Raw genomic sequence first — 21,533 nt, 5'->3', positions numbered from 1 at the left:
ATGTGTTCATTGGATGATAATCTTACACAGGGCATTGAAATATCTTCATCAGCACGAGCGTTTAAATATTATGCATCTCTTTAGCTTTTTTCCAGTGTTTCTTAAGAATTGGTCGGCTTACACTTGTCTCACCATTTGAAGGCTCACCTGAGAAATGGCAGTATTTCTCAGGGTATTCAGGATCGCTATATTTGCTCCATGATTTGAAAGCGTCGTAGCTCATTGGTTTGTTAACATCGAAAGGAATTTCAATTCCTGTTCTAATGCAGAAGCCAATCTTTTTGTCGCTAACGGGTATCTTTTCTTTAAGTGGAGCTTTTTCCACTGAGATCACTATTTCATCACTTATTCTAATCAGCCTTTGCGCTTCTTCATAAATGTCTTTATATAATTCCGGATCTGTAACTTTCTCAACGTGAATACCCATTTCATTATTGTTCACCTGTGAAAACTCATACAGGTTCATGGATGTAAGAATAGCTTCATTTTCGTTCAAATAACACTTAGCATGCAGGTCTTTACAAAAACTTGAACGAATACTGGTCATCGATTTTAACCAATTGTTTTCGTCTGGATGTAATTCGTTTTTACCATAAACAATCCGGATATCTATCTTCATTCTATTCTTATCTTCTAAAGATTGTTTGATACGTTCGTTAATTTTCAAGTAAGGACTTATTATTACCAGTTTTTCATTAGCCTTATTAATGAGCTGTTGGAGATGGTAAGAAACGCCAGTGGTATCCAGAAATTTAGCCATATAGTTTTTTCGAGATTACAATTTTGGTACGATATAATAATAGGTGTTTTTCACGTTTTTTATTCAATAACTATTGTCTAATATATGGCGTTTATGAGCAAAACCCAAAGACATCATTTTATACCGGTATTTTACCTGAAACAATTCACGAATGAAAATAATCAGTTTTACATATACGATGTAAAGAAGCAAACGTTTCGAGGAAATGGAAGACTGTTTTACCCCAGCCAGCAGTTTTATGAGCATTATGGCAACACTACATATTACAAAGAAGAGTCGGATGATATCGAACAAAGATTTGGTAAAATTGACAGTGAGGTTGGCGCTGTTCTGAAGAAAATTATCACCACTGGTTTATCAACTTTAGTGGAAAATGATTGGGTGTTGCTCCAAGTATTTGTCAAAATTCTGTATTGGCGTATCCCGGCTAACACGGACAAGGTGAAAGCGTATATTCAGCAGGCAACTAGTTTGAAAGACTTAGACCTCAAGCCTATCGAAACGCTGACTGGTCAGCCCTCTATCGATAAAGAACTTGCAGTGCTGGAAAAAATAAAGTGTGACAGAGATTTTCATAAATACTTTAAGCTCGTCTTACCTAAAATTACACACCGTGAATTTTTAAAAAATCACTTTACGACCGTCTTTTCTATTATTCCATTTCCCGCAGTTAAGCAGATGCCGAAACTGATGAGTGACAATCCGATTATATATCGAACGCCTGGTTATGAATCGCTGGATGCCAAAGAGTTTATTTTCCCGTTATCGCCCACCTATATGTTATTCAGGCATCGCACCAACCGCATAACCGTAAATCCAGTTATCCGGGTATTACTCGACATGTTGTTTCTGGTACAGGCGCATGAATATGTTTCTTGCGTGAGCAAAGAATATCCGCAACAACTGTACGATGCTTTCCAAAAAGATTTTTCTTCATCGGTCGACCGGTTACGGGAAGAAGTCTTCAGTTGCATCCATGATTCATCCACTGTTCAGCAAGGCAGCACTTTGTAAAAGATAAAGAGCATGTAGTTATTCTTAATTATAAAATATTTAAGTGATTGAATTTCATTAAATCCTCCAAAAACCAGTTCGACAATTGTCCAGTCCACCCGACTTTGCGATTTTGATCGATTGTAGATGAATGCGATTAATTATTCTCGATTATACCTGATATTTCTCAATGGCCGGCAACCCTTTATTGAAGCATCCTATAAATCCCTATTTTCAGCCTTTCTGCTTTCTTCTTCCTGCCACATTTTCTGGAATAAGCCTAAAAGGTTATCGTCAGTTAATTCACTTTCTCGCATGTCACCTAATGGTGTATACTGCTTGTGGCCAAATGCAGCTACGGTCGCTTCGTACAATATTTTCAAATCTATTAAGCGTCCTATTTGCTCATATGATTCTATGGTGAAGTTCCCTTTATAGGGGTAAGAAACACGAGTACTATAAATTGTCGGTGTGAATATTTTGATAATCTTGAGAGAATTACTACTGGAATCGTTTAGTTTTTTTAAAAGCCAAATGTTAATTTCTTGTCCCCCGCCATTTTCATAATGCATATTGAATACAATCCACAAAGCATAATCCGGTAGTATTTCAAATAAGTCTTTTTGCTGTAGCTGTTCCCGAATCCTTTTTATTACTGTGATAGATAATTGTTCAACCTCTTCTGAATCAAGAAATGGGCCATCTTCAATTCTGTGTTGTGGGTTACTAAGGTTTCTATACAACTCCACTGCAAATTCAAGAGGTTGGGCATGTTTTAGAACAAGGCTTGATATTTGCCCCCTTTGCTTTTTTGGCAATTTTTCTAATAACTCACGAATTATATATTCCAATTCATCTCTTCCAGAAAAGCTTAAAACACTGCGAGTTTTAGGGAAATTTTCTCCAAAAAGAGCCAGTAATACAGCTAATATAGCAGACTGCTCTTCATTAAAGGTAGAAGTGAAGTTCTTAAGTTTGAAAATAAAGTTGTCGGGGTTTAACGTTGGCAACTCGCTCTCAAATCTTGCACGTAATTTATCTAAATCATTTTTGTCCAGATCAGCCAAAAGGTTTTTGAAATGTATATCAGATATATCACCATTCTGTACAACATAAGAGAAATAACGGTCAAAATGTTGTGGAGAGCAAACTCTCCTTTCCCGGTGCCATTTTTGATATAAATCCGTTTGATAATGGTAATTCCTGTATAATGATTGCAGTTGTGGAAACAAATCTAACAGGAGATTTAGTAGTCTCTCTTTATATGGTTGATAGATTTCAAGCTGTTGATCAATGGTTACCTTAATAGAATCTTTCTCTTTGATCGTAATACTGCTATAATTGTTACCTATATTGGAAAAATTTCGAATAAAAAAGTCTGGATTATTCCTTATGAAATGATAAAGTGTTGGGTAAAATGTTTTAAAACCTTCTATAATCATCAAATCAATGATATTAACCTCACCCAGTAATAAAGGAATGGAAAAGCCTACCGTGTTGGCATATCGGACTGCCAGCCTAGGGTTTGTGAGCGCAGGAAGAAAACCTTTGTCGAACTTTGAAATAAATTCGTTTCCTTCTTTATCGGTAAGATCAATTTTCAGGTAGCTGAGCGTATCGTTAAGTAAGTCAATAGCATACTTACGTAATGCCTGATTACTTGCCTTGGGCAGATGTAAAGGCATTTGAATAATCTTCTCAAGAAAGTTATAGCCTGAAATTTTAAGCTCTCCTGCATATTTCGGAGCCAAGGCAGCAGCGACCATATCATCGTCGAAAGATAACACATAAGCGGTTCTTGGAAAATCGCCAACCAGTTTCACAAGCTTAAAGACTGCTTGCACCTCCTGAATATCCAGACGGTCAATGTCATCAATAAAAATAACGAAGTTGCTGTTGGCCTCTATTATCAAGTCATCAACCTTCTTCTTCAATGCTTCCACAGAATCTTTTCGTAGTTTTTCGGACACCTTTTTGCCGGCGCCAAATAATATACCTAGTCCGGGTACAGCCAAATTAACAAGTGAGCCAATGCTGTCCGCATAGTCACCGAGAAATTCAAGTGCCCGTTCTTGTTTGTTTACGAGCTTTTGACCTAATGCAGTGGCAATACTACTAAAAAAGGACTTTATCAGTTGTTTCTCTTCATTATATAGCCAGGGATTGAAATTGATAACAACAGCTTTGTCTCCAATTTCTTGCTGAATACAATTCATTACAGAAGTTTTTCCTTCCCCCCATTTTCCATAAATGCCAACCACCAAGGAAGTCGAATATTTTCCGGACGATACAACTTGTGCAATTCGGTGGGCAAAATTGTAGCGCTGAAATCTATCAGCTGCTTTCGAACTAATCGGTGAATCGGGTCTAAAAAGCTCCATATAATCTTTTGAAGTGATGGTCAATTTAAATAAATGTGGGGCGCCAAAAGTTACTTATTTTTTGCAAGTGACGAAGTAATGATATTCACGGGTTATATACACTAGCCATGCAGATAGGTAGTATTTCTCCCTTAGAACACAGCAATAATATTAAATCATTTTAGCACTCTTAAGTCGCTGAATATCCATCAAACTAGCTAAAAACTGGTTCGAAATTTGTCCAGTCCACCCGACTAAAATTTACAAGGCCCTTCAAGTCATTGGATTTGAAGGGCCTTTTTGGTTCGAAGTGATCTTGTTAAAGAGACTCCGGCGTTATATCACATATCAACAAAGTTACCTTCAATCAATTTGTAAGTTACGCCATGGATTTTAATTGTCTCCCCTTCTTTTAGCAACGAAAGTGAATATATGTCTTCTTCAATTAAATGTATAGATCCCTTCGTCTCTCTTGCCAGTTTCAGGTAGTCTTTATTGATCTTATCAAAAACACCGCACAAGACAATTTTTACTGGTTTGTGATAACCTGCAAGAAATGAGATATCTTTGACGGGCGCCCAATTATCAGCAATCATAACTATTGAATCACAGTGACTGCAAATTCTGTCACTTTCAATCAGGGCCTCTATATTATTTTCAGGAAGGTCGCCACCACTCCCGTTTTCCATTGCTGTAATAATGGTCCTTTCAATTTCGTCATATTTATTAGTAAAAACTGAATAAATGCCGCCTGTTTTACCAATAACTTTTTTATTATCGTCTTTACTATCCCCATCATTGAAAAACAAGAACCACCTTTTTACATTGTCAGTAAGTGTAAGTTGTAACCATTTGAGCAGTTGTGCTGTATACGGATACATACTGCCTGTAACGTCCACTACTATAAACGAGTTTTTCCAGTTATGTCTTTTAAATACCTTTGTAACAGTAGAATCAACCGGAGTATAAATTAAATAGCCAACCTCGTCACATCCATCTTCCCGTTTGTCTTCAATACAAAAAACAGAGTCTCCAAACTGTAGATATTCCTTTTCCGATTCTTTCTCAATTAGCTCACGCGATACTGCCTTCTTAACGGATATCTTTGTAATTGTTCGTGTATATTCCTCTGGTAGCACCGGCAAATTAACCTTATTTGTATCTACACAAATAGTAATCTGTGAACACCATGTGACATTGTTAGTGTCGCCAGCCTTTTCAGCCTCCCCATCAGCAAGTAAAGCTTTTAGCTTCCGCGCTTCTTTTTTACCTGATGTCTTTGTTGGCAAAGGTCTGAAGTAAATAAAAAAACCGTGTTGTAAACCAGATGCAATATTTTGGGTTTTTCCTATGGTTTGTCTGATTTTCCTGAACTCAATTGATTTATCCAAAAAAACCTTCGGTATTATTCTTTGTAAAGATTCCAGTCTTTTTTTTGTTAAAAGCGAAAAATCTGTCCTGGCAGGATAATCAGAATACACCAGATCAATACGTACAATTACAGCATTTTCCAGACGCTTAATCGCTTCTTTCTGATTGTTTGAAAAGTCCGACCTGCCATAATCCATCGGAAGGTAAAGGACTTTACCGCCTGCTTCGGTTAATTCGTAATATGGCCTGAAAATCTCTTTAGCGGTTACTGACGATGTAATGCTATTTTGACAATAACCCTTTAAGGAAATAAAAATAATCAGGGTAACAAGGGGCATTAATCTCATATGTTACTTTATTTGAAATAAATTTGCATGATGTCCCGTTTTTTAATTAATGTACAGGGAATATTCACCCTGAAAGGTCATTATTTATTGCGGCAACTTATTATAAGTAGAGGTTAGCCTAAAAATATTACTATTCCTGTATATTAAAGATCTCTTCTAACCAGCTCTTGATAACGGTTATTGCAGGTCGAATTGCTGGACAATCGAACCTTAGTTACCGTAATTGCTAATATTTGAGTAATAAAAACAGGTCTTTTCACTTTTTTATTTAACTGTTTGATTACTCCCGTTTCAGGGCATATGTTGACTTTAGCGGCTAATGGGTTTTGCCATTTTGTCATTTATGACTTGATGGTCACATATTTTTATAAGGTCCTATATTAAGGCATACAATCTCCTAATTCTTTTATATCCTGTATTAACAGGTTAGAAATTTGTCCATTTGACCCGACCTCAATAATGAACCCTTCAAATCGTTGGATTTGAAGGGTTTTTTAATTTCGATAATATTGAATCCGTTCTTAGAAAAAGCATTATTGCGTTTATCGTTAATAATTTAGATCAGGTTCGAATCCATTTAGATTTCTGCTAACTTAAGCATACAGGAGGTGTACAGATAAATTATCGTCGATTTAAGCCATTTTATCAAACGTTGCTCTTAGGATAACCAGAAATCTAGGAGAAGATAATTCTTTCGACGACAACCTTTTTGATCCGGAGGGCTAATTGATAATAGCCTTGAGCTTCTTCAGAAGTTGGTAGTATGTTGGAATCAGGATAATGACCTTGTACAGCATAGGCGTTAATGTTCATGGGATCGATCGTGGCAAAAATCGAATCATAGTTTGCGCATTCAGACAGCAGTAAATAATATTATGGGGTCGCTCAATAATTGATAAATGATGTTTTACTTCAAGCAAAATGTTATTTAAATGATACTGGTGAGGTTTATCCATTTGCTACTGTTATAGATAAAAACCATAAACTAAAACCCGTAAGTGCGATCCGGAAATTTGTGATATGGGTGGTTGCACCTATGCAGGAAACATTGCGATCAGCGAGTTAGTCTTACGAGTTGTGCTCTGTAGCTTACCACCTTGTAGTGATTTTGTGTAGCGCAAATCCATGACGGTCCTTCTTTTAAGGCCTGAATAGCCAGATCGGCCATTTTTGATTTGCCGGTATTGGACACTACCTGGAAGTTCCTCAACTCACCTTTCAAGTGAACGATAAATGTAAGGCGGACCTCGACAGGCTCTTTCTTCGGCAGATCGTCTTTGTGACGGGCACAAAATTCCCGCATATAGTCCTCCCAAGCGCTATCGCCGCCCGGGAATTGCGGAGGAACCTCGACGCGTGTAAAGGTGATCTTCACCGAATTGATTGCGTCCTGCAGCTTTGGGCTTAATGGGTAATCTTCTTCCATATCCCAATCCTCGTGATTGTACGCATAAACAGTTCCATTCGTAAGGGTAACCGTCAAAACATGCTTTTCAAAATTCGAGCTGATTGACGCAATGTCACCGCTTTTCAAAGTATGAAGGGATGGAAGGGCGGTTTGAGCATCTGCGGCAAGGACCAAATTGCCAAGGAGGAAAGGTAGTAGGAGCAAGTTGAGTTTCATCGTTTTTAAGGGATTTGGAGCAAGATAGTGATAAAGCAGCGTGGGACGAAAGGTTGTTCACAAATTATAAACGTCATTCGCCGGTATGCCCTTTACCAAAATGTTTAATCCTTATGTTTGGAGTGCCATCAGTTGGCGCTATAAAGGCAGAATGACCAAAGGAAAAGTAGTACACCAGCGGTTCTTCAGTAGAAATATGGAAAAGAACCCGACATTCTTGTCAAGATCAGCCTTAAAGAGGTGTGTGATAAATGCAACTATTATTGCTTATTCAGGTAATAAACATCATCGCCTTCTTTTATAAGCAACTGTTTATTGGCTTGATTGAATTCAAAGAAATAGCCGTATCGGGCGTTCATAAATTTATTATTCTCTATGGCATCGAGAACAAACGTATGACCACTTGTTTCAAGCAATAAATTAACCTCATTTTTCGTACAAAGCACTTTTATAGATGGTTGGGAAGATAAATATGTTCCGATATATTTATCAAGCTCCTGGTTGTTTATTACAAGGGGTTTAAAAACAGGAATCGTATAAGCTGTGTTGAAACATATACCTAAAACACCATTCAAAATATCGGCCTTTGGATATACTTCCCCGTTTGTGCAATAAGCAATAGCCAGCTTATCTTCTGGATAGTAAGAAAGTGAAGAAGCAAACCCTTCTGTTTTACCATTGTGACCATACCCCTTCTTAGACTGAAATGAATAAGGGAACATGCCCATTCCATAGCCATCTACTAAGGTCTTCATTTTATCAAGACTCGCCTTACTAACAAGTTTATAAGAAAATAAGGCTTCAATAAATTTAGTCATGTCTGAAGGGGTAGAAACAATTGCCCCGGCACCACTAAAATTGTTCAAATTTGCCGCTTTATCTTTTACCCATTTATTATCGAAATATTTGTAAGACGCGCATTCGTTTTTATTGCTGTCGATACCATTTCCATAATAATTTCTTGTTAAATTCAGTTTGGAAATGATTCTTTCGTTTAGAACTTCTTTATAATTTTTTTTGCACACCTTTTCAATAATATAACTTAATAAAAGATAATTGGAGTTATTATAGTCAGCTTTGGAATTTGGCTCAAAATCCGCTTTTCTACCGGATATAAGCGCCAGCAGATCGTTGTGGTTTTTGGGTTTATCCATCCAGTCGGGATAGTTCGTAGCATTGGTAAAACTGGGCAGGCCACTTCTGTGGTTAAGCAGTTCACTTATGGTAATAACCCCGGCATTGGGCAGGGAAGGAAAATATTGGTATAAAGTATCATTGATAAAAAGTTTTTTTTCTTCAATCAATTGAAAGATAATTGTCGCAGTAAACATTTTTGATATGGAGCCGATTCGATATTCCGTATTTATATTGGCCGGTACTTTATTATTCCCTTCAATAAATGAGCAGCCTATTGCTTTTTGATATACCAGTACCCCATTTTTTGAAATGGCAATGCTGGCCATTGCTAAATTATTTTCAGAAAGGGTATTGAACAGGTTATCCAGCTTTAGACGGCTAATTGATTGAGTATAGGATGTTAAACCCAAAGACAAAAGGGAAAGCAGTGAGATAAGAAATCGTTTCATCATTGTGTCTTTTAAATTATTCTGTTGTTTAATATTTAGGCTTTGACGCTATATTTACCTAGTTGGTTACAACTATATTAAATTAAAATGCCCGACAGAACTCAAAATTTCGTTCGGCGAAATATTAGTCTTTCGCTATTATACGCTTTTTTTGGCAGGAGGGGTTTCGCCGGCTATTGCGTTCAACTCCAATACAAATTGCAAAAGAGTAATTTAAATGATTAAGATAATGTGAATCGATCTGCTTCCAATCCACTTGATTTAGTTTGCAATTTTGTCATCCAAAATTAAACAGTCAATCCGATTCTCATCAATCCTCCATTAAGGCTTACAAACTCTCCCAAAACCTTTAAATCCTGTATTAACAGGTTAGATATCTGTCCAGTTGTCCCGACAAACAAAGAAGCCCTGAAAGTCTTGGTTAATAAGCCTTTCAGGGCTTTTTTCATTTTCATACTTCAACTTTTCACTTACAGGATGTAGAGCATCAAAAAAGATGCTTCAGACAATAAGGAGCCCAATTTTACAACTGACTGGTGACGACCTTATCAAACAGCCTGTCTCCTAAATAAATCCTCATCCACACCAACGGTTTGGCCATCTTGCCAATCCGGTAACGTGTTTTAGGTTTGGGGCTACTCACGATCTTACTCACCGCGTTTGACACTACAGATGGCTTTGATGAACTATTGGTTTCGTATGATTTCCTGGTACCTTCAGCAATTTTTTTCATTGTATCGCTGTAAGCACTTTGCTTTGAAATTTTTTCAAGACCGTCTATGAGTGTACTGCCAAATTCAGTAGCGATCAGGCCCGGTTCAATCACCACTACGTTGATATTGAAAGGTTTCAATTCAAGGCGCAAGCAGTCACTGAATCCCTCCAAAGCGTGTTTGCTTGCGTGGTACCAGGCGCCTAACGGGAAATACATTTTACCACCCATTGAGGAAGTGTTGATGATGGTACCTGATCCTGCCTTACGCATGTACGGAACAACTTTCTGTGTAACAGCCGCCAGGCCAAACAGGTTCACATTAAATTGTTTCACGGCCTCAGCTAAAGGAACATCTTCCACAGCGCCATAAAGGCCATAACCTGCATTGTTCCAAAGCACATCTATTTTTCCTTCGTTCCGGATAATGGTATCAACTACCTGTTCAATGTCTGCTTCATTGGTAACATCCATCTGCATGGGAAATCCACCCAATCGTTCAAGGTCCTGCATCTGCTCAATTCTGCGGGCAACGGTATAAACAATATGCCCTTCTTTAATAAGTTGTTTAGCGGTTTCTTTACCCATTCCTGAGCTGGCGCCTGTGATTAAGATTACCTTTTTCATGTTTAATAGTTTTGATTTTATTTTTTAAGATTTTTTTGTAACGTAAGCCTGAATGATCAGTGCTTATTGTCTTTCTATGTCAAAGGTATCTCAGGATCGAGTGTTTACTGTTAACTGGAAAATTGTTTGTACTAACTGTAGTTAACACTGGCTGATGCTGATAGTGCAAATAATGCAAATATGTATCAGCCTCTTTATTCAGACAGATAAGAGGAAATGGGTGTGCGGGAAGTAATAAAGCGCGAGGATTACTAACGGTTCTTTTCTATAAGGGAATAGCCATGCCCCCTGGTATTAATGATCTCAATTGATGGGTCTGGTCTAAACAATTTGCGAAGTCTTGTTACATAAACATCCATACTCCGTGCAGTAAATGGATTTTCTTCGCCCCATAGTTTTATAAGAGCCAGTTTTCTATCCAGTAGTTGGTTTTTGTGCTGTACAAGCAAGAGAAGCAGATCTGCTTCTCTTTGAGAAAGGGGGGAAATTGCTGATCCAAACACTAATTCAAGATACTGATACCGGAAAAGGAATTGACCTATTGGCATATTCTTTTCAACCGTTTCTGCTGGTTTGCCCACCGTTCGGCGAACCAGCGCTTTCAGCCTGAAGATCAATTCTTCCATGCTGAAGGGCTTTTTCATATAATCATCAGCCCCGGATTCAAATCCTTTCAATACGTCTTCTGTCTGGGTACGCGCCGTCAGCATAATAATTGGCGTATCGTCATCAGCAGCACGTATTTCGGTAGTGAGTGTAAAGCCATCTTTCCGGGGCATCATAACATCTACAACGCATATATCCGGTCTCACTGTCCTGAACAGTTGCCAGCCCTCAACACCATTTTTTGCTATGGTTACTATAAAACCTCTTTTTTCAAGAGATTCTTTAATGATGCTTGCCAATATCTCTTCATCTTCCACCAGCAATACCTTGATATTTTCCATTATGAATAAAATGTTAGTGTGAAAATAGTTCCTTTGCCCGGTTCACTACTCACATCAATCTTTCCATTCAGCGAGGTAACCAATTGTTTAACGTATGCCAGGCCAATGCCATAACCTTTTATTTCATGTACATCGCCGGTGGGCACGCGATAAAATTTATCGAAAATATAGAGAAGCGACGAAGCAGGTATGCCCATACCTTTATCGCTTACCTGCACTTCCCATCTTTGATCATCTTTTGTTGCATGTATTCCGATCTGTGGTTCTTCCGGAGAATATTTGATAGAATTGTCTAACAGGTTCGATAAAATTACATCAAACATAAACGGGTCTGTTAATACTATAAAGGGATCCTGATTAGCAGTGATTGTAATGGTTGCACTGTTTACATGGCTAAATCTAAGCTGTGCCTGTTGGAGCAATGGGATCAGGTCCAGTGTTTCCAATACCGGCAGGCGTTTGCCTGACTCGGAACGGCTAAAGTCCAGTATGCGTTCTATATTTTTATCCAGGTCATCGATGACCAGTGTATTGATGCCCAGGTACCGCATCAGCGATTGTTCGTCATGCGCTGCGCCAAAACTGTATAATGCTTCATTGGAGGATCGCAATATGGTTAACGGCGTACGCAGTTCGTGAATAATGTTATTGGTGAAATCGCTTTTCATCCTATCCAATTGCATCTGCCTTCTGATAATGCGGCCCATATAAAAAAGACTGCCTGCTGATAAAAGGATTAATAAAGTGGAAACGATCGCAGGCAGGAAATTTTTTTTAAATAGAAATGCGCCGGGATTTTTTAATACTGCTTTTACTATAACACGATCTTTACTAAAATTGATCAGCGCGGCAATTTCTCCCGGCATTATGTCTTTTTTATTTCTTTCAATAGTCAGTTTAAAATATTCATTAATGTTATTACGTTTCAGTTGCTGCTGAAAAATACGGGTGAGTGTATCCAGGTTAAGTGGTCTGTTGTGCTGCAGCGATAACAGGCGGGCTAAAATAGCTTTTACACCCGGCAATTGATCCTTATCTATATCCACTTTAAATAATCGCATAGAATAAGAGGGAACGGAACGATGGTGTGGACTATCAACCAGTACCGGGGCTTTATTCAGCGTTTCAGAGATCATGAAGGTCAGGGACGGTTTATTTTCATTCATCAACGAATTAGGAAGTTCATTTTGTTGCAGTTGACAACTGTCTATACTTTGCCGGAGTGCCAGCGTTGCAGTTGCAATGAAGTTAGCCCTTGCGGTTTTATAATTATAATAAACCCAGTATAATTGACAGGCAATTATACCACAAGCAGTAAGCGCCGCAACAAAGAATATATGCCGTAGTCTTTTTCTCACGCCAAAACAAATATATAATTACACTTTAAATTTCTGCGAATAATGCATACTAACGAATACTGCCATTGGGTGATATGTTACAATGCGGCTTTAATAGCAGCTGAGATAATTTGTTCGATATTGTCGTTATAATTAACGGCCAGCCTGATTTTCCCTTCCTTATCAATTACAAAGCTTGTTGGCCAGGAGTCGATATTATATAAATCATTAACCAGCTTCGAGTTTGGTACTTTTGCGTAATGGAAAGGCCTTTTTTCTAAAAAGGCACGAATGCTGGCTTCGTCATTATTAGCGAAGGCAATAAATACGACCTCTTTACCACTGTATTGTGCAACCAGCTCATTCAAATGTGGCATTTCTCTGATGCAGGGTGAACAACTGGTAAACCAGAAATTAAGCACAACCACCTTTCCTTTCAGGTTTTGTAAAGATAAGGTTTTACCATAAATATCTTTTACTGTCCATGTTGGTGCCGGTTTGTTTACCATGTCCTGCAGTGCTTTATCATGGCGTATCTTTGATTCGGCAGCTGCTTTTATTTCTTCATCCGTAACTCTTACCAGGCGCATGATATTTTTTTATCGTCATCTGTTGAATGGAGGAAAGACAAGCGCTCATTGCCACCCCAGGCTTTTGCCACGCTGTCGAACTTGTCTGGAGTTATGACCTGGTTTCCGGGAAGCAGATAGGTTACCGCCTTGTCCTGCGCCGTTGAGGTTAATGGTAACAGATAGATAGCCAGCCAGGGGCCTGCAAAAAGCAAGTTTCTTCTTTTCATATTTTTTTGATTTGGTAGAATTGTTGTGAACCATCTTTTGTCAGGACAAAGCTATCAGAAGCTTTATAGCTGAATGTTAACCGGTTAAGAATTAGTACTAATTCCTGTTAACACTCGTGGGATAAACTATGAATACGCTACTTAATCAACGCCCGTGCTGCTAAAACAGCCTTGTCAGGGTATTTAACAGGTAATTGTTCACCGAAATGGTTACTACCCCTGAAGCGGGGTTGGGGATAATGCTGCCGGCTGCTTGTGAGGCATTACTGTTCAGAAAAACTATAGGACTATAACTCTCATTAGTCAATATGTTTTGAAGTAGCACCCCAGTCTTCTGGCAAAAGATCTTTAATGGTTTCAGACAGCGTCCAAAAATGTCCGCCGATATCTTTTATTGTGTACTGTCTTTCGCCATAGAAATGGTCGGTTGGCGGCGTTATAATGATAATTCCGGCAAGCTGGCATTTGGAATAGTGTTCATCTATCCCTTGTATTTTAATCATCAGTTCTACTGCATTGCCCAACTGTCCTTCGGTTATGGCATGGTGCAAGGTGTCGAGTTTGTTAGGTGTGAATCCATTGCCTTTAATGGGTATGTACAGCGCCTCTAAGTTTGCGATGGAAGCACTCAGTGAAACGCTTGCCATGGAGGTGAAAGATTTCGGGATCAAAGTAACCATTGTTGAACCCAACGGCTATGCAACTGATTTTACCAGTGTTTCAGCAGTCCATGCTGAGTCTATGAAAGAGTATGACCAATTGAAAGCGGCCGTTTATGCCGGGTTTACTGATGATATTGTTGGTATTCTGAAGCTACGGGGAAAGGTAAAATGGCATTGCCATTGGTAATACAGACGTACCAGGACCGGCTTGCTACCTGGGAAGAATGGCAGGATGTAGCCGTGGAAGCGCATGGGAAATAATTCAATTCTTTGAAACAAATACGGCAGAATCTGTGTATAATTACATGGATTCTGCTCATTTAATCAAAATGAAGCATTACAGTAACCTCATCGATCTTCTTGCAGCTTATGGATTTTCACCTCCGGAAAATCCGCTAATCGGCGTGCTCTGTGACGCCGCAGTCCGGCATGCCAATTTTGGTAACCGGGTTGTCGAACATACAAGCGACTTCTATATAACCGCTTTCAAAAAAAAGACATCCGGCACGATAAAGTACGGTAGAACAAAATATGATCATGCCTGTGGTTCCATGTTCTTCATAAATCCCAGGCAGATCATAGCAATAAACGACATTGAACCGAAGGTAGAAGGATATATGATGTATTTTCATGAAGACTTTTTGAACGGCCACCCGCTTCACCATGAAATAAGAAAATACAGCTTCTTTGAATATGAAACCAATGAAGCGCTTCATCTTTCACCAAAAGAAGAAAAGATTATCGGGGAATTGTTCCAGAAAATTGAAACCGAATACCACAACAATCAGGATGAATACAGTCGCGACATCATGCTTTCCCACATTGATTCGCTGCTTAAATATGCCCGGCGGTTCTATAAAAGACAGTTTATCAACCGCACCATCTTATCAGGTAACACCGTGACGAAGTTCAATGAACTGCTAAACGATTATTTTGAGAAAGGTTTTGTGAAGGATAAAGGGTTACCAACCGTAAACTACATGGCAGCGCAGCTCAATCTTTCAACACGATACCTGAGCGATCTCCTGAAACAGGAAACCGGTAAAACAGCGATTGACCTCATTCATCTGTACCTGATTGCAGAAGCAAAAAAATCTGCTGGCGGGAGGCGATCAGTCAGTTTCAGAAATAGCTTACACTTTGGGTTTTGAGACTCCGGCTTACTTTTCCAGGTTATTCAAAAAAGAAGTGGGCGTTAGTCCGAATGTATTCCGCAGTGTAAAAAAAGGAACAGTTCATTTAAGCGATCTGTTCCTTTTTTATTAATCCATTTTCGTAGCCAATTCAAGCCGTTCCATTCCCGTGGGTTGTTTTGTTTCTCCAAATTCAAATGTTACTGACTCAATAGTGCCGGTAAATGGAAACAGCCCTTTCTTTTCATAGTCGCTACACACAGGCGACACACAGTCCATCCCCACATCCATGGTTTCTGTACCGCAACGCATCGGTATTTGCTCATCTATATGTCCTTTTGCAGATCCTTTTCCATCAATCGCCATTGTTACATCGGCGGGGCAACCTGGTTTCGGACTTTCGGGCTCGAATGTTATTGTAATGGTGTGTTTACCGGCGGATAATGGTGTTTGTGATTGCACGTCGTATCGGCGAATGGTAAAGAAGTTATAGTGAAACCGTACCTTTTGTTCCCAAAGGAATAATGACCAACCGGCTGCGTCGCCTCCTAATGCGAATATGACCCCTTCGGCGCCATCTTTGGGAATGTCTACTTTTGCAGTAACCGTAAACGGTATTCCAATAAGTTTAGGACCACTGCCTTCAGGTAACCTGGTTAAACCAGGATAAAATGTAACTTTTTTTCTTCCCGTAAAATAACCTGGGCGCAATGTTACATCCAGGCGCTCGGCAAAACTATCATCTAACGGAAGTACATTGTATTTTGCTGCTGCAGCCATAAACAGATCCTGCAATTCACGCAATTTGTTGGGTTCTTTGGTGGCCCTGTCATCTGCCTGGCAGAAATCTTCCATTATGTTATACAATTCCCATACGTCAGTATCAAATGAATAAGATCCTGATGTTTCCCATGGCAAACGGCCATGTCGGCAACAGGCGATCCATCCGTCTGCGTACATGGCGCGGTTTCCCAGCATTTCAAAATATTGTTGCGTTCTTGTGCTGGGCTTTGTTGCATTGGCTTCAAAGAAAGTATAGGCAAAGCTTGTACCCTCTATTGGTTTTTGAATATAACCATTCACTTCTTTTGGTTCCCGAATGCCTATAATTTCCATTAAGGTGGGCATTACATCAATAATATGGTGGAACTGCGATCTGACCTTTCCCGTATCCTTTATTACTGCAGGCCATGAAATGATCATCGGGTTTCTGGTACCGCCGAAATGAGAAGCCACTTGCTTGGTCCATTGAAAAGGTGTATCTCCTGCCCATGCCCATCCCACTGCATAGTGCGGTGAAGTACCGGGCATTCCCCAACGATCTATGAATCCAATTGATTCTTCCATAGATGGCTGGCGCCCGTTCAAACTCATAATTTCATTGGGGGTTCCCACCAGCGATCCCTCGCCGCTTGATCCGTTGTCGCCAATTATGTAAATAATCAGGGTGTTATCCAGTTCGCCTAACTGTTCAATTGCTTCAACCACACGGCCCACTTCGTAGTCTGCATGTTCCAGAAAGTCTGCATAATTCTCAGCCTGTATCGAAAATAACTTTTTTGCATCTGCAGCCTGACTGTCCCAGGAAGGTATCTGTTTAGGCCGTTCCGTTAGTTTGCTTCCTTTGGGAATGATACCGGCATTCAACTGGTTTTGAAACACCGTTTTCCTGTATTCGTCCCAGCCCATATTAAAACGATCTGTATTTTTTCCACGCCAGTCCAGTGGAGGCTGATGTGGCGCGTGCGCTGCGCCGGTAGAAAAATAGGCCATAAAAGGCCGGTCTGGCGCGATTGTTTTTTGCCTGCGCACCCAGCCAATACATTCATCAGCCAGGTCGCGGGTAAGCTGATAACCTTCTTCGGGTTTTCGTGGTGGTTCTATCGCTTCTGTGTTTCTTAGCAAGCTTGGGTAAAATTGATCTGTTTCACCGGCAATAAAACCATAGAAATAATCAAACCCCTGGTTGGTTGGCCAGTTGTCGAACGGACCGGCAGGACTGGTATAGTTATCGGGAACATTATGGTTTTTTCCAAACCACGCACAGGAATAACCAGATTGTTTTAGTAGTTCGGCAAACGTTGCGCAACTTTTGGGTATGATACCGCAATAGCCAGGATAACCTGTCGCCATTTCCTGAATCACTCCCGTTGCAACAGTGTGATGATTTCTTCCCGTAAGTAAAGATGCCCGACTGGGCGAGCAGAGTGCGGTTGTATGAAATTGATTATACAGCAAACCATTTTTAGCCAGTTTTTCAGCTGTTGGCGTTCTTACCAAACCACCGGTTACGCTGGGCCATCCAAACCCCACATCGTCCAACAATACCAATAAAATATTAGGTGAACCTTTCGGAGCAGTTTTCACCGGCGGAAAATCTGGCTTTGATTCGTTTGCATACATGCCAATTTTTGCATTGGGAAAATCCCATTCCGGCACTGGAAGGTGATACCGGTCTAAATTAGTTTTAAAGGGTTGCTGGTCAGCCGGTTTATCATCATTTGTCTGTTGGATTTTCTTTTTATTTGTAGCCATAAAACATATTTTCTTTGTTTGTTATTGATTTGGAAGTAAGCCACACGTTATAACTCAATATATTATAGACACATCTCCCGTCCTGTTTCCGCCAACCATTCGCTTATATTGTTGAAATGCGCAAATACAACAAATAAATACATAGCTATGAAATAGTAAAGTCCAAAAAATAAAAAGCCCCGACGGTACCGTCGGAGCTCTAAATCATTTCGCATGTAGGTTTATTACATACTTAAGCCTTTGAATATCTATTAAATTGTTCAAAAAACGGTTCGAAATTTGTCCAGCCACCCCGACCCAATTGGACAAGGCAGCAGAAATGCTGCCTTGTTTGTTTTTATCATCGTCTGTAATGCTGTTCAGCCGCGCAATTGGCTCAAAGAGTGTATTTACCTTAGATGTTAGAAATGTCCCTTTTTCACGATTATAGCTCACTCCTTCGGGAAAAATAAACTTTTGTAATTTCTCCTTTACCGGTATCGGGCTGGAAGACGAGCTGGTAGCGAGTTGTGTGGAAATAGTTATCCCCTCACGGAAGTATGTTTTCAGGTTAGAACTTTCTACGTCGAGAGTTGATAAAATTTCCGCTATATCCGTCTTTTCCTTCCCCAGCTTTGTTCGTAAACGCATATACACATCTTCTGGTACCTTCTTATACAGATAGAAATCATCCTCCAACTCTTCAGAACTTTTTCTATATCTGCCAATTTGGCTTTGTACATTTTTTGTTGCTCTAAAGCTACTTCGTAGTGCTTATCAAAAGCAGCGTTCATGTGGTATAGTAAGGGAGCTACTAATTGGGCTGCAAGGTATAGTCCTTTAAAAAATATACAAACTCCTGGTTAACCTCAGCAGTTCTTTGGTTACAATTACAACCCTGTGAGCTGCATTTGTAATAGTGAAACTCATGCACCTTACTTCTATTAAAATCGACTTCCTTTTGCTGATTCCTGGCCTAGTTATCTTATGCTGTAAACGCCAAAGTTATTTACCAAAAGGGATTGGAATTGGCTGATATGGAATGGAATATTCCCAATTAGTCTGACACTTAAACATAGGCTAGGCTCCAACACAAAGCAATTTACTGCGCCATCTTATTCCTTCTAATAATATTCGCTTGTGGATGCAATCGCAATAACCGTCCAGGCTCGCTTGATAAATATCCAATCTTCAGTTGATAGCCTTGCGAACGTGAGATAATATTGCAGCATTTCAAAGTTACACTACCAGCCTGCGTCCACAATGAAGATACGAATGGTGGGGGCTGAATAATGTAAAGTAAAAAAGCCGGACAGATAGCCCGGCTTTTTTTGCATTATCGATAATCTGAAATCGCGTCAGTAATTGAATGACCAACCGCTATCAGTTTTCTAATCACTTGCTCATTATTCTTGCCCTGAATTTTCCATTGGTGTAATACAGGTAGGTATAAGGGACAGTATGAAAAATAGTTGGGTCCCATCGATCGTTAAAACAGACCCCACTAAAGGTACCCTCCACCACCTTATCGTCAATGTAAGTAACAATAACAATATTGGATTCCTCAGTATCCATATAAGGATCTACGCCATAATTAGCTGGGTAATCAAGGAAGCCCATTTGAGACCATTTATAGGTTCCTACCGCTTTTTTATTAATACCAAACCAGATATACTTTTTCTTGGTACTATCAGTATAACCATACACTGTTATGGGAGAAAGCGAGGAACTGGTGTCTCCATCGGCCAAAATGAATGCTGAATCTTTCCCGTTAATAGTTGCGGTTACATAATAGTTATTCTTAGTGCCACCATTGTTCTTGGTGCTATCGGTGGTTTTGGTGCTATCAGTATTATTGGGAGCCTGAACGGTGTCGTCACTAAGGCTATCTTTGCCTTTTTGACAGGCAGACAAGCCGATAGCATAAATAAAACAGAGTAACAAAAACTTTTTCATAATTTTCTATAAAGGGTTTTGGACGGGGTATTAACATGTTAATTAAATAATTATTGCGATCAGGGTTGAAAATATTTTAGCAAGCCTACTACTGTCAAAAAGGCAACAACTAAAACCAGAAACATATTCTATTACTTAATTAATCTGATAGCCAGGTACATTTATTTACATACAACGAACCAGGCAGCAGGTGCCAGGTTAGCTGTACCAGCCTGCGCCGTTTATCGTCGGGTTTATAATCTTTTATTATATCGGGATAAGGTAATGCTTCCCCTTTACCCAACCAGTCAACGTCATAGATGACTAATTTCGGATTCGGAATAAACTCCTCATAGGATTTGATCTGATCATGCACCAGCATGGCTAGCGCTTTGGCACGTAATTCAGATATCTTAACGGCCAACTCCTGGCGGGTGGGCTGGGTGCGTCTTACGCAGACGACAAGGCCTGGTGGATTCCAGAATGATTCAGGAATAGGAGTTTCATCAGTAAAACCATAACATCTGATTACCGCCACGAAATTTTGACCCGGGTGATTATTAAGAAATTTGATAATGCGCTGTACAATTGGTTCGACCGACTTTTTGGCTTCATCCAGTTTATCAGGAGGAAAACGAAATCCTCCTGCGGGAAAGTAGGTATCGGTTTCAAACTGGTAATGTGTTGAAATGTTGTACAGGTCGTTCAAACAATTCAACTTTTTCTTTTCATTTTGAATGCTCGCGCCGGCAAGCTGAATAAAACGGAGCCTTTCTTCACGACCACCTGATGAATTAAGATGCGCGCAAACAGTAAGCAAGGAATCCGCATTCTTTATAATTACTTTTAAGCTGTCAATAATTTCTTTGCCGGTATTTGGACTCATTTCATCATCCTTTACTTTCCTGGCGGTAAGTATGATTGTGTTATCAGTTTCCCTTTTTACTATTTCCAGTTCTTTCGCGGTGGTTAGGACAAGAGACTTACCCGAAGAAGGAAATCCTACAATTGGAAAGCATGATGGTATTAACAAGCTTACGGCTGCCAATCCGGCGAAAATCAGGGTACGGGTCATGAAAAATAAATATATTGTTCAAAAATCAAAGCCTTCAGCTTTGAGCATTTAAAGTATGTGTAAAAATCCTGAATTTCCAATAGCTCCTGTGTCAATATTATGAAGCTTTCATTCATTTGAAGCATGAAAATTCAGTTTAGATGATATATAAACTCCATATTTAGATCATCAACTAAGAATTGCACCAATGGGAGTCTAAAGAAGCATGGTTATGTACGAACATTTCCTGGATCCCACTTATTCCTTAAATCCAAAACTGAAATTGTTCCTTCTTTTAAACCTATCGCTCCCTTCCTGAAAATAGGGTGGAACCCATTCGGACGAGGTTGACTTTAAAAACCTTCTTTTAGCCTGCACTTTTTTGCTGCTTTTATCAATACTATGCAAATACCTAAAATACCAATGATCAAAAAGTCTGAAAAACTCTCCAAGGTAAATATCCTGTATCCTGGTTTTACCTTTCTCATTTGAGCAGGGTATTACTACCATATTTTCATCATTCGATGAAGTAGAATTAGTACTGAAGTTAGCAGATCCTGTAATAATTAATGGCTTTTCTCCAAATGGGTCTTTAATTAAGTATTTCGTGTGTATGTATAAAACATTTGAACCATTCAACCCAGTGTGAATTTCATTTAACCACTGCCCCCACTGGTCTTCAAACTTAGCGCCAGGAGCAACAATGACATCAGGATCAGGGTTAAACTTTTCAGCAGCAGCAGATTGTTTTTTTCCGCTATTCAGCATTACG

Annotated in this window: 20 protein-coding genes; 4 read left to right on the top strand and 16 right to left on the bottom strand. The window is 39.4% G+C overall.

All coding sequences use genetic code 11. The features are described from left to right. Nucleotides 1–61: 61 nt before the first annotated feature. On the bottom strand, nt 62–760 hold the full coding sequence (locus NIAKO_RS19015) for a phospholipase D family protein (RefSeq protein WP_014220072.1): 699 nt from the start codon (nt 758–760) through the stop codon (nt 62–64). Nucleotides 761–853: 93 nt separating this feature from the next. Between NIAKO_RS19015 and NIAKO_RS19010 the strand changes: the two genes are divergently transcribed. Beyond that, nucleotides 854–1,774 carry a DUF4238 domain-containing protein gene (locus NIAKO_RS19010; RefSeq protein WP_014220071.1) on the top strand — a complete coding sequence of 307 codons (921 nt, stop codon included), beginning with the start codon at nt 854–856 and terminating at the stop codon, nt 1,772–1,774. Nucleotides 1,775–1,971: 197 nt separating this feature from the next. On the opposite strand, the gene NIAKO_RS19005 is transcribed toward NIAKO_RS19010, so the two are convergent. The 10 genes from NIAKO_RS19005 to NIAKO_RS36965 form a co-directional block, all read right to left on the bottom strand. Next, nucleotides 1,972–4,134 carry a KAP family P-loop NTPase fold protein gene (locus tag NIAKO_RS19005; protein ID WP_014220070.1) on the bottom strand — a complete coding sequence of 721 codons (2,163 nt, stop codon included), beginning with the start codon at nt 4,132–4,134 and terminating at the stop codon, nt 1,972–1,974. 320 nt (nt 4,135–4,454) lie between these two features. Further along, the gene (locus tag NIAKO_RS19000) at nt 4,455–5,831 is read right to left on the bottom strand and encodes a hypothetical protein (RefSeq protein ID WP_014220069.1); all 1,377 of its coding nucleotides are present in this window, start codon (nt 5,829–5,831) and stop codon (nt 4,455–4,457) included. A gap of 1,054 nt (nt 5,832–6,885) precedes the next feature. Next, the gene (locus tag NIAKO_RS18995) at nt 6,886–7,455 is read right to left on the bottom strand and encodes a hypothetical protein (RefSeq protein WP_014220068.1); all 570 of its coding nucleotides are present in this window, start codon (nt 7,453–7,455) and stop codon (nt 6,886–6,888) included. Nucleotides 7,456–7,715: 260 nt separating this feature from the next. Then, entirely contained in the window at nt 7,716–9,044 is a 1,329-nt protein-coding gene (locus NIAKO_RS18990) for a serine hydrolase domain-containing protein (RefSeq protein ID WP_014220066.1), read from the bottom strand. 520 nt (nt 9,045–9,564) lie between these two features. After that, entirely contained in the window at nt 9,565–10,380 is an 816-nt protein-coding gene (locus tag NIAKO_RS18985) for an oxidoreductase (RefSeq protein WP_014220064.1), read from the bottom strand. Nucleotides 10,381–10,631: 251 nt separating this feature from the next. Next, nucleotides 10,632–11,327, bottom strand: a complete 696-nt coding sequence (locus tag NIAKO_RS18980) for a response regulator transcription factor (RefSeq protein ID WP_014220063.1) — start codon at nt 11,325–11,327, stop codon at nt 10,632–10,634. After that, nucleotides 11,327–12,685 (bottom strand): sensor histidine kinase, encoded by a 1,359-nt coding sequence (locus tag NIAKO_RS36970; RefSeq protein WP_133055287.1) that lies wholly within the window; start codon nt 12,683–12,685, stop codon nt 11,327–11,329. Before NIAKO_RS36970 ends, NIAKO_RS18980 begins: the two co-directional genes overlap by 1 nt. A gap of 77 nt (nt 12,686–12,762) precedes the next feature. Further along, on the bottom strand, nt 12,763–13,254 hold the full coding sequence (locus NIAKO_RS18970) for a TlpA family protein disulfide reductase (RefSeq protein ID WP_041346993.1): 492 nt from the start codon (nt 13,252–13,254) through the stop codon (nt 12,763–12,765). Then, nucleotides 13,242–13,463: a hypothetical protein gene (locus NIAKO_RS18965; RefSeq protein ID WP_041346991.1), complete on the bottom strand. Its 222-nt coding sequence runs from the start codon at nt 13,461–13,463 to the stop codon at nt 13,242–13,244. The genes NIAKO_RS18970 and NIAKO_RS18965 overlap by 13 nt, the downstream gene beginning before the upstream one ends. A 299-nt stretch (nt 13,464–13,762) precedes the next feature. Next, entirely contained in the window at nt 13,763–14,110 is a 348-nt protein-coding gene (locus NIAKO_RS36965; RefSeq protein ID WP_014220061.1) for a VOC family protein, read from the bottom strand. Here NIAKO_RS36965 and NIAKO_RS36960 point away from each other — a divergent pair. The 3 genes from NIAKO_RS36960 (at nt 14,001) to NIAKO_RS39350 (ending at nt 15,391) form a co-directional block, all read left to right on the top strand. Next, nucleotides 14,001–14,312, top strand: coding sequence for an SDR family NAD(P)-dependent oxidoreductase (locus tag NIAKO_RS36960; RefSeq protein ID WP_071884243.1), 312 nt, complete (start codon nt 14,001–14,003; stop codon nt 14,310–14,312). The two genes, NIAKO_RS36965 and NIAKO_RS36960, sit on opposite strands and share 110 nt — an antisense overlap. Nucleotides 14,313–14,454: 142 nt before the next feature. Beyond that, nucleotides 14,455–15,276, top strand: coding sequence for a helix-turn-helix domain-containing protein (locus tag NIAKO_RS18950; protein ID WP_242675462.1), 822 nt, complete (start codon nt 14,455–14,457; stop codon nt 15,274–15,276). Then, nucleotides 15,203–15,391: a helix-turn-helix domain-containing protein gene (locus NIAKO_RS39350; protein ID WP_342342031.1), complete on the top strand. Its 189-nt coding sequence runs from the start codon at nt 15,203–15,205 to the stop codon at nt 15,389–15,391. Before NIAKO_RS18950 ends, NIAKO_RS39350 begins: the two co-directional genes overlap by 74 nt. On the opposite strand, the gene NIAKO_RS18945 is transcribed toward NIAKO_RS39350, so the two are convergent. The 5 genes from NIAKO_RS18945 to NIAKO_RS18925 all read right to left on the bottom strand — a co-directional run bounded on the left by NIAKO_RS18945 (nt 15,388) and on the right by NIAKO_RS18925 (nt 21,529). Then, nucleotides 15,388–17,793, bottom strand: a complete 2,406-nt coding sequence (locus NIAKO_RS18945; RefSeq protein ID WP_014220059.1) for an arylsulfatase — start codon at nt 17,791–17,793, stop codon at nt 15,388–15,390. The two genes, NIAKO_RS39350 and NIAKO_RS18945, sit on opposite strands and share 4 nt — an antisense overlap. 204 nt (nt 17,794–17,997) lie before the next feature. Next, nucleotides 17,998–18,423, bottom strand: a complete 426-nt coding sequence (locus tag NIAKO_RS18940; protein WP_133055288.1) for a hypothetical protein — start codon at nt 18,421–18,423, stop codon at nt 17,998–18,000. Nucleotides 18,424–19,167: 744 nt separating this feature from the next. Beyond that, nucleotides 19,168–19,728 (bottom strand): hypothetical protein, encoded by a 561-nt coding sequence (locus NIAKO_RS18935; RefSeq protein ID WP_014220058.1) that lies wholly within the window; start codon nt 19,726–19,728, stop codon nt 19,168–19,170. A gap of 139 nt (nt 19,729–19,867) precedes the next feature. After that, nucleotides 19,868–20,782 carry a hypothetical protein gene (locus NIAKO_RS18930; RefSeq protein ID WP_014220057.1) on the bottom strand — a complete coding sequence of 305 codons (915 nt, stop codon included), beginning with the start codon at nt 20,780–20,782 and terminating at the stop codon, nt 19,868–19,870. A 237-nt stretch (nt 20,783–21,019) separates the two neighbouring features. Continuing rightward, nucleotides 21,020–21,529, bottom strand: coding sequence for a phospholipase D-like domain-containing protein (locus NIAKO_RS18925; protein ID WP_041346988.1), 510 nt, complete (start codon nt 21,527–21,529; stop codon nt 21,020–21,022). Between the last annotated feature and the right edge of the window lie 4 nt (nt 21,530–21,533).

This window comes from Niastella koreensis GR20-10 (assembly GCF_000246855.1).
Taxonomy (GTDB): domain Bacteria; phylum Bacteroidota; class Bacteroidia; order Chitinophagales; family Chitinophagaceae; genus Niastella; species Niastella koreensis.
The sequence above is the reverse complement of the archived record's forward strand: the minus strand, read 5'-3'. Positions and strand labels throughout refer to the sequence as shown.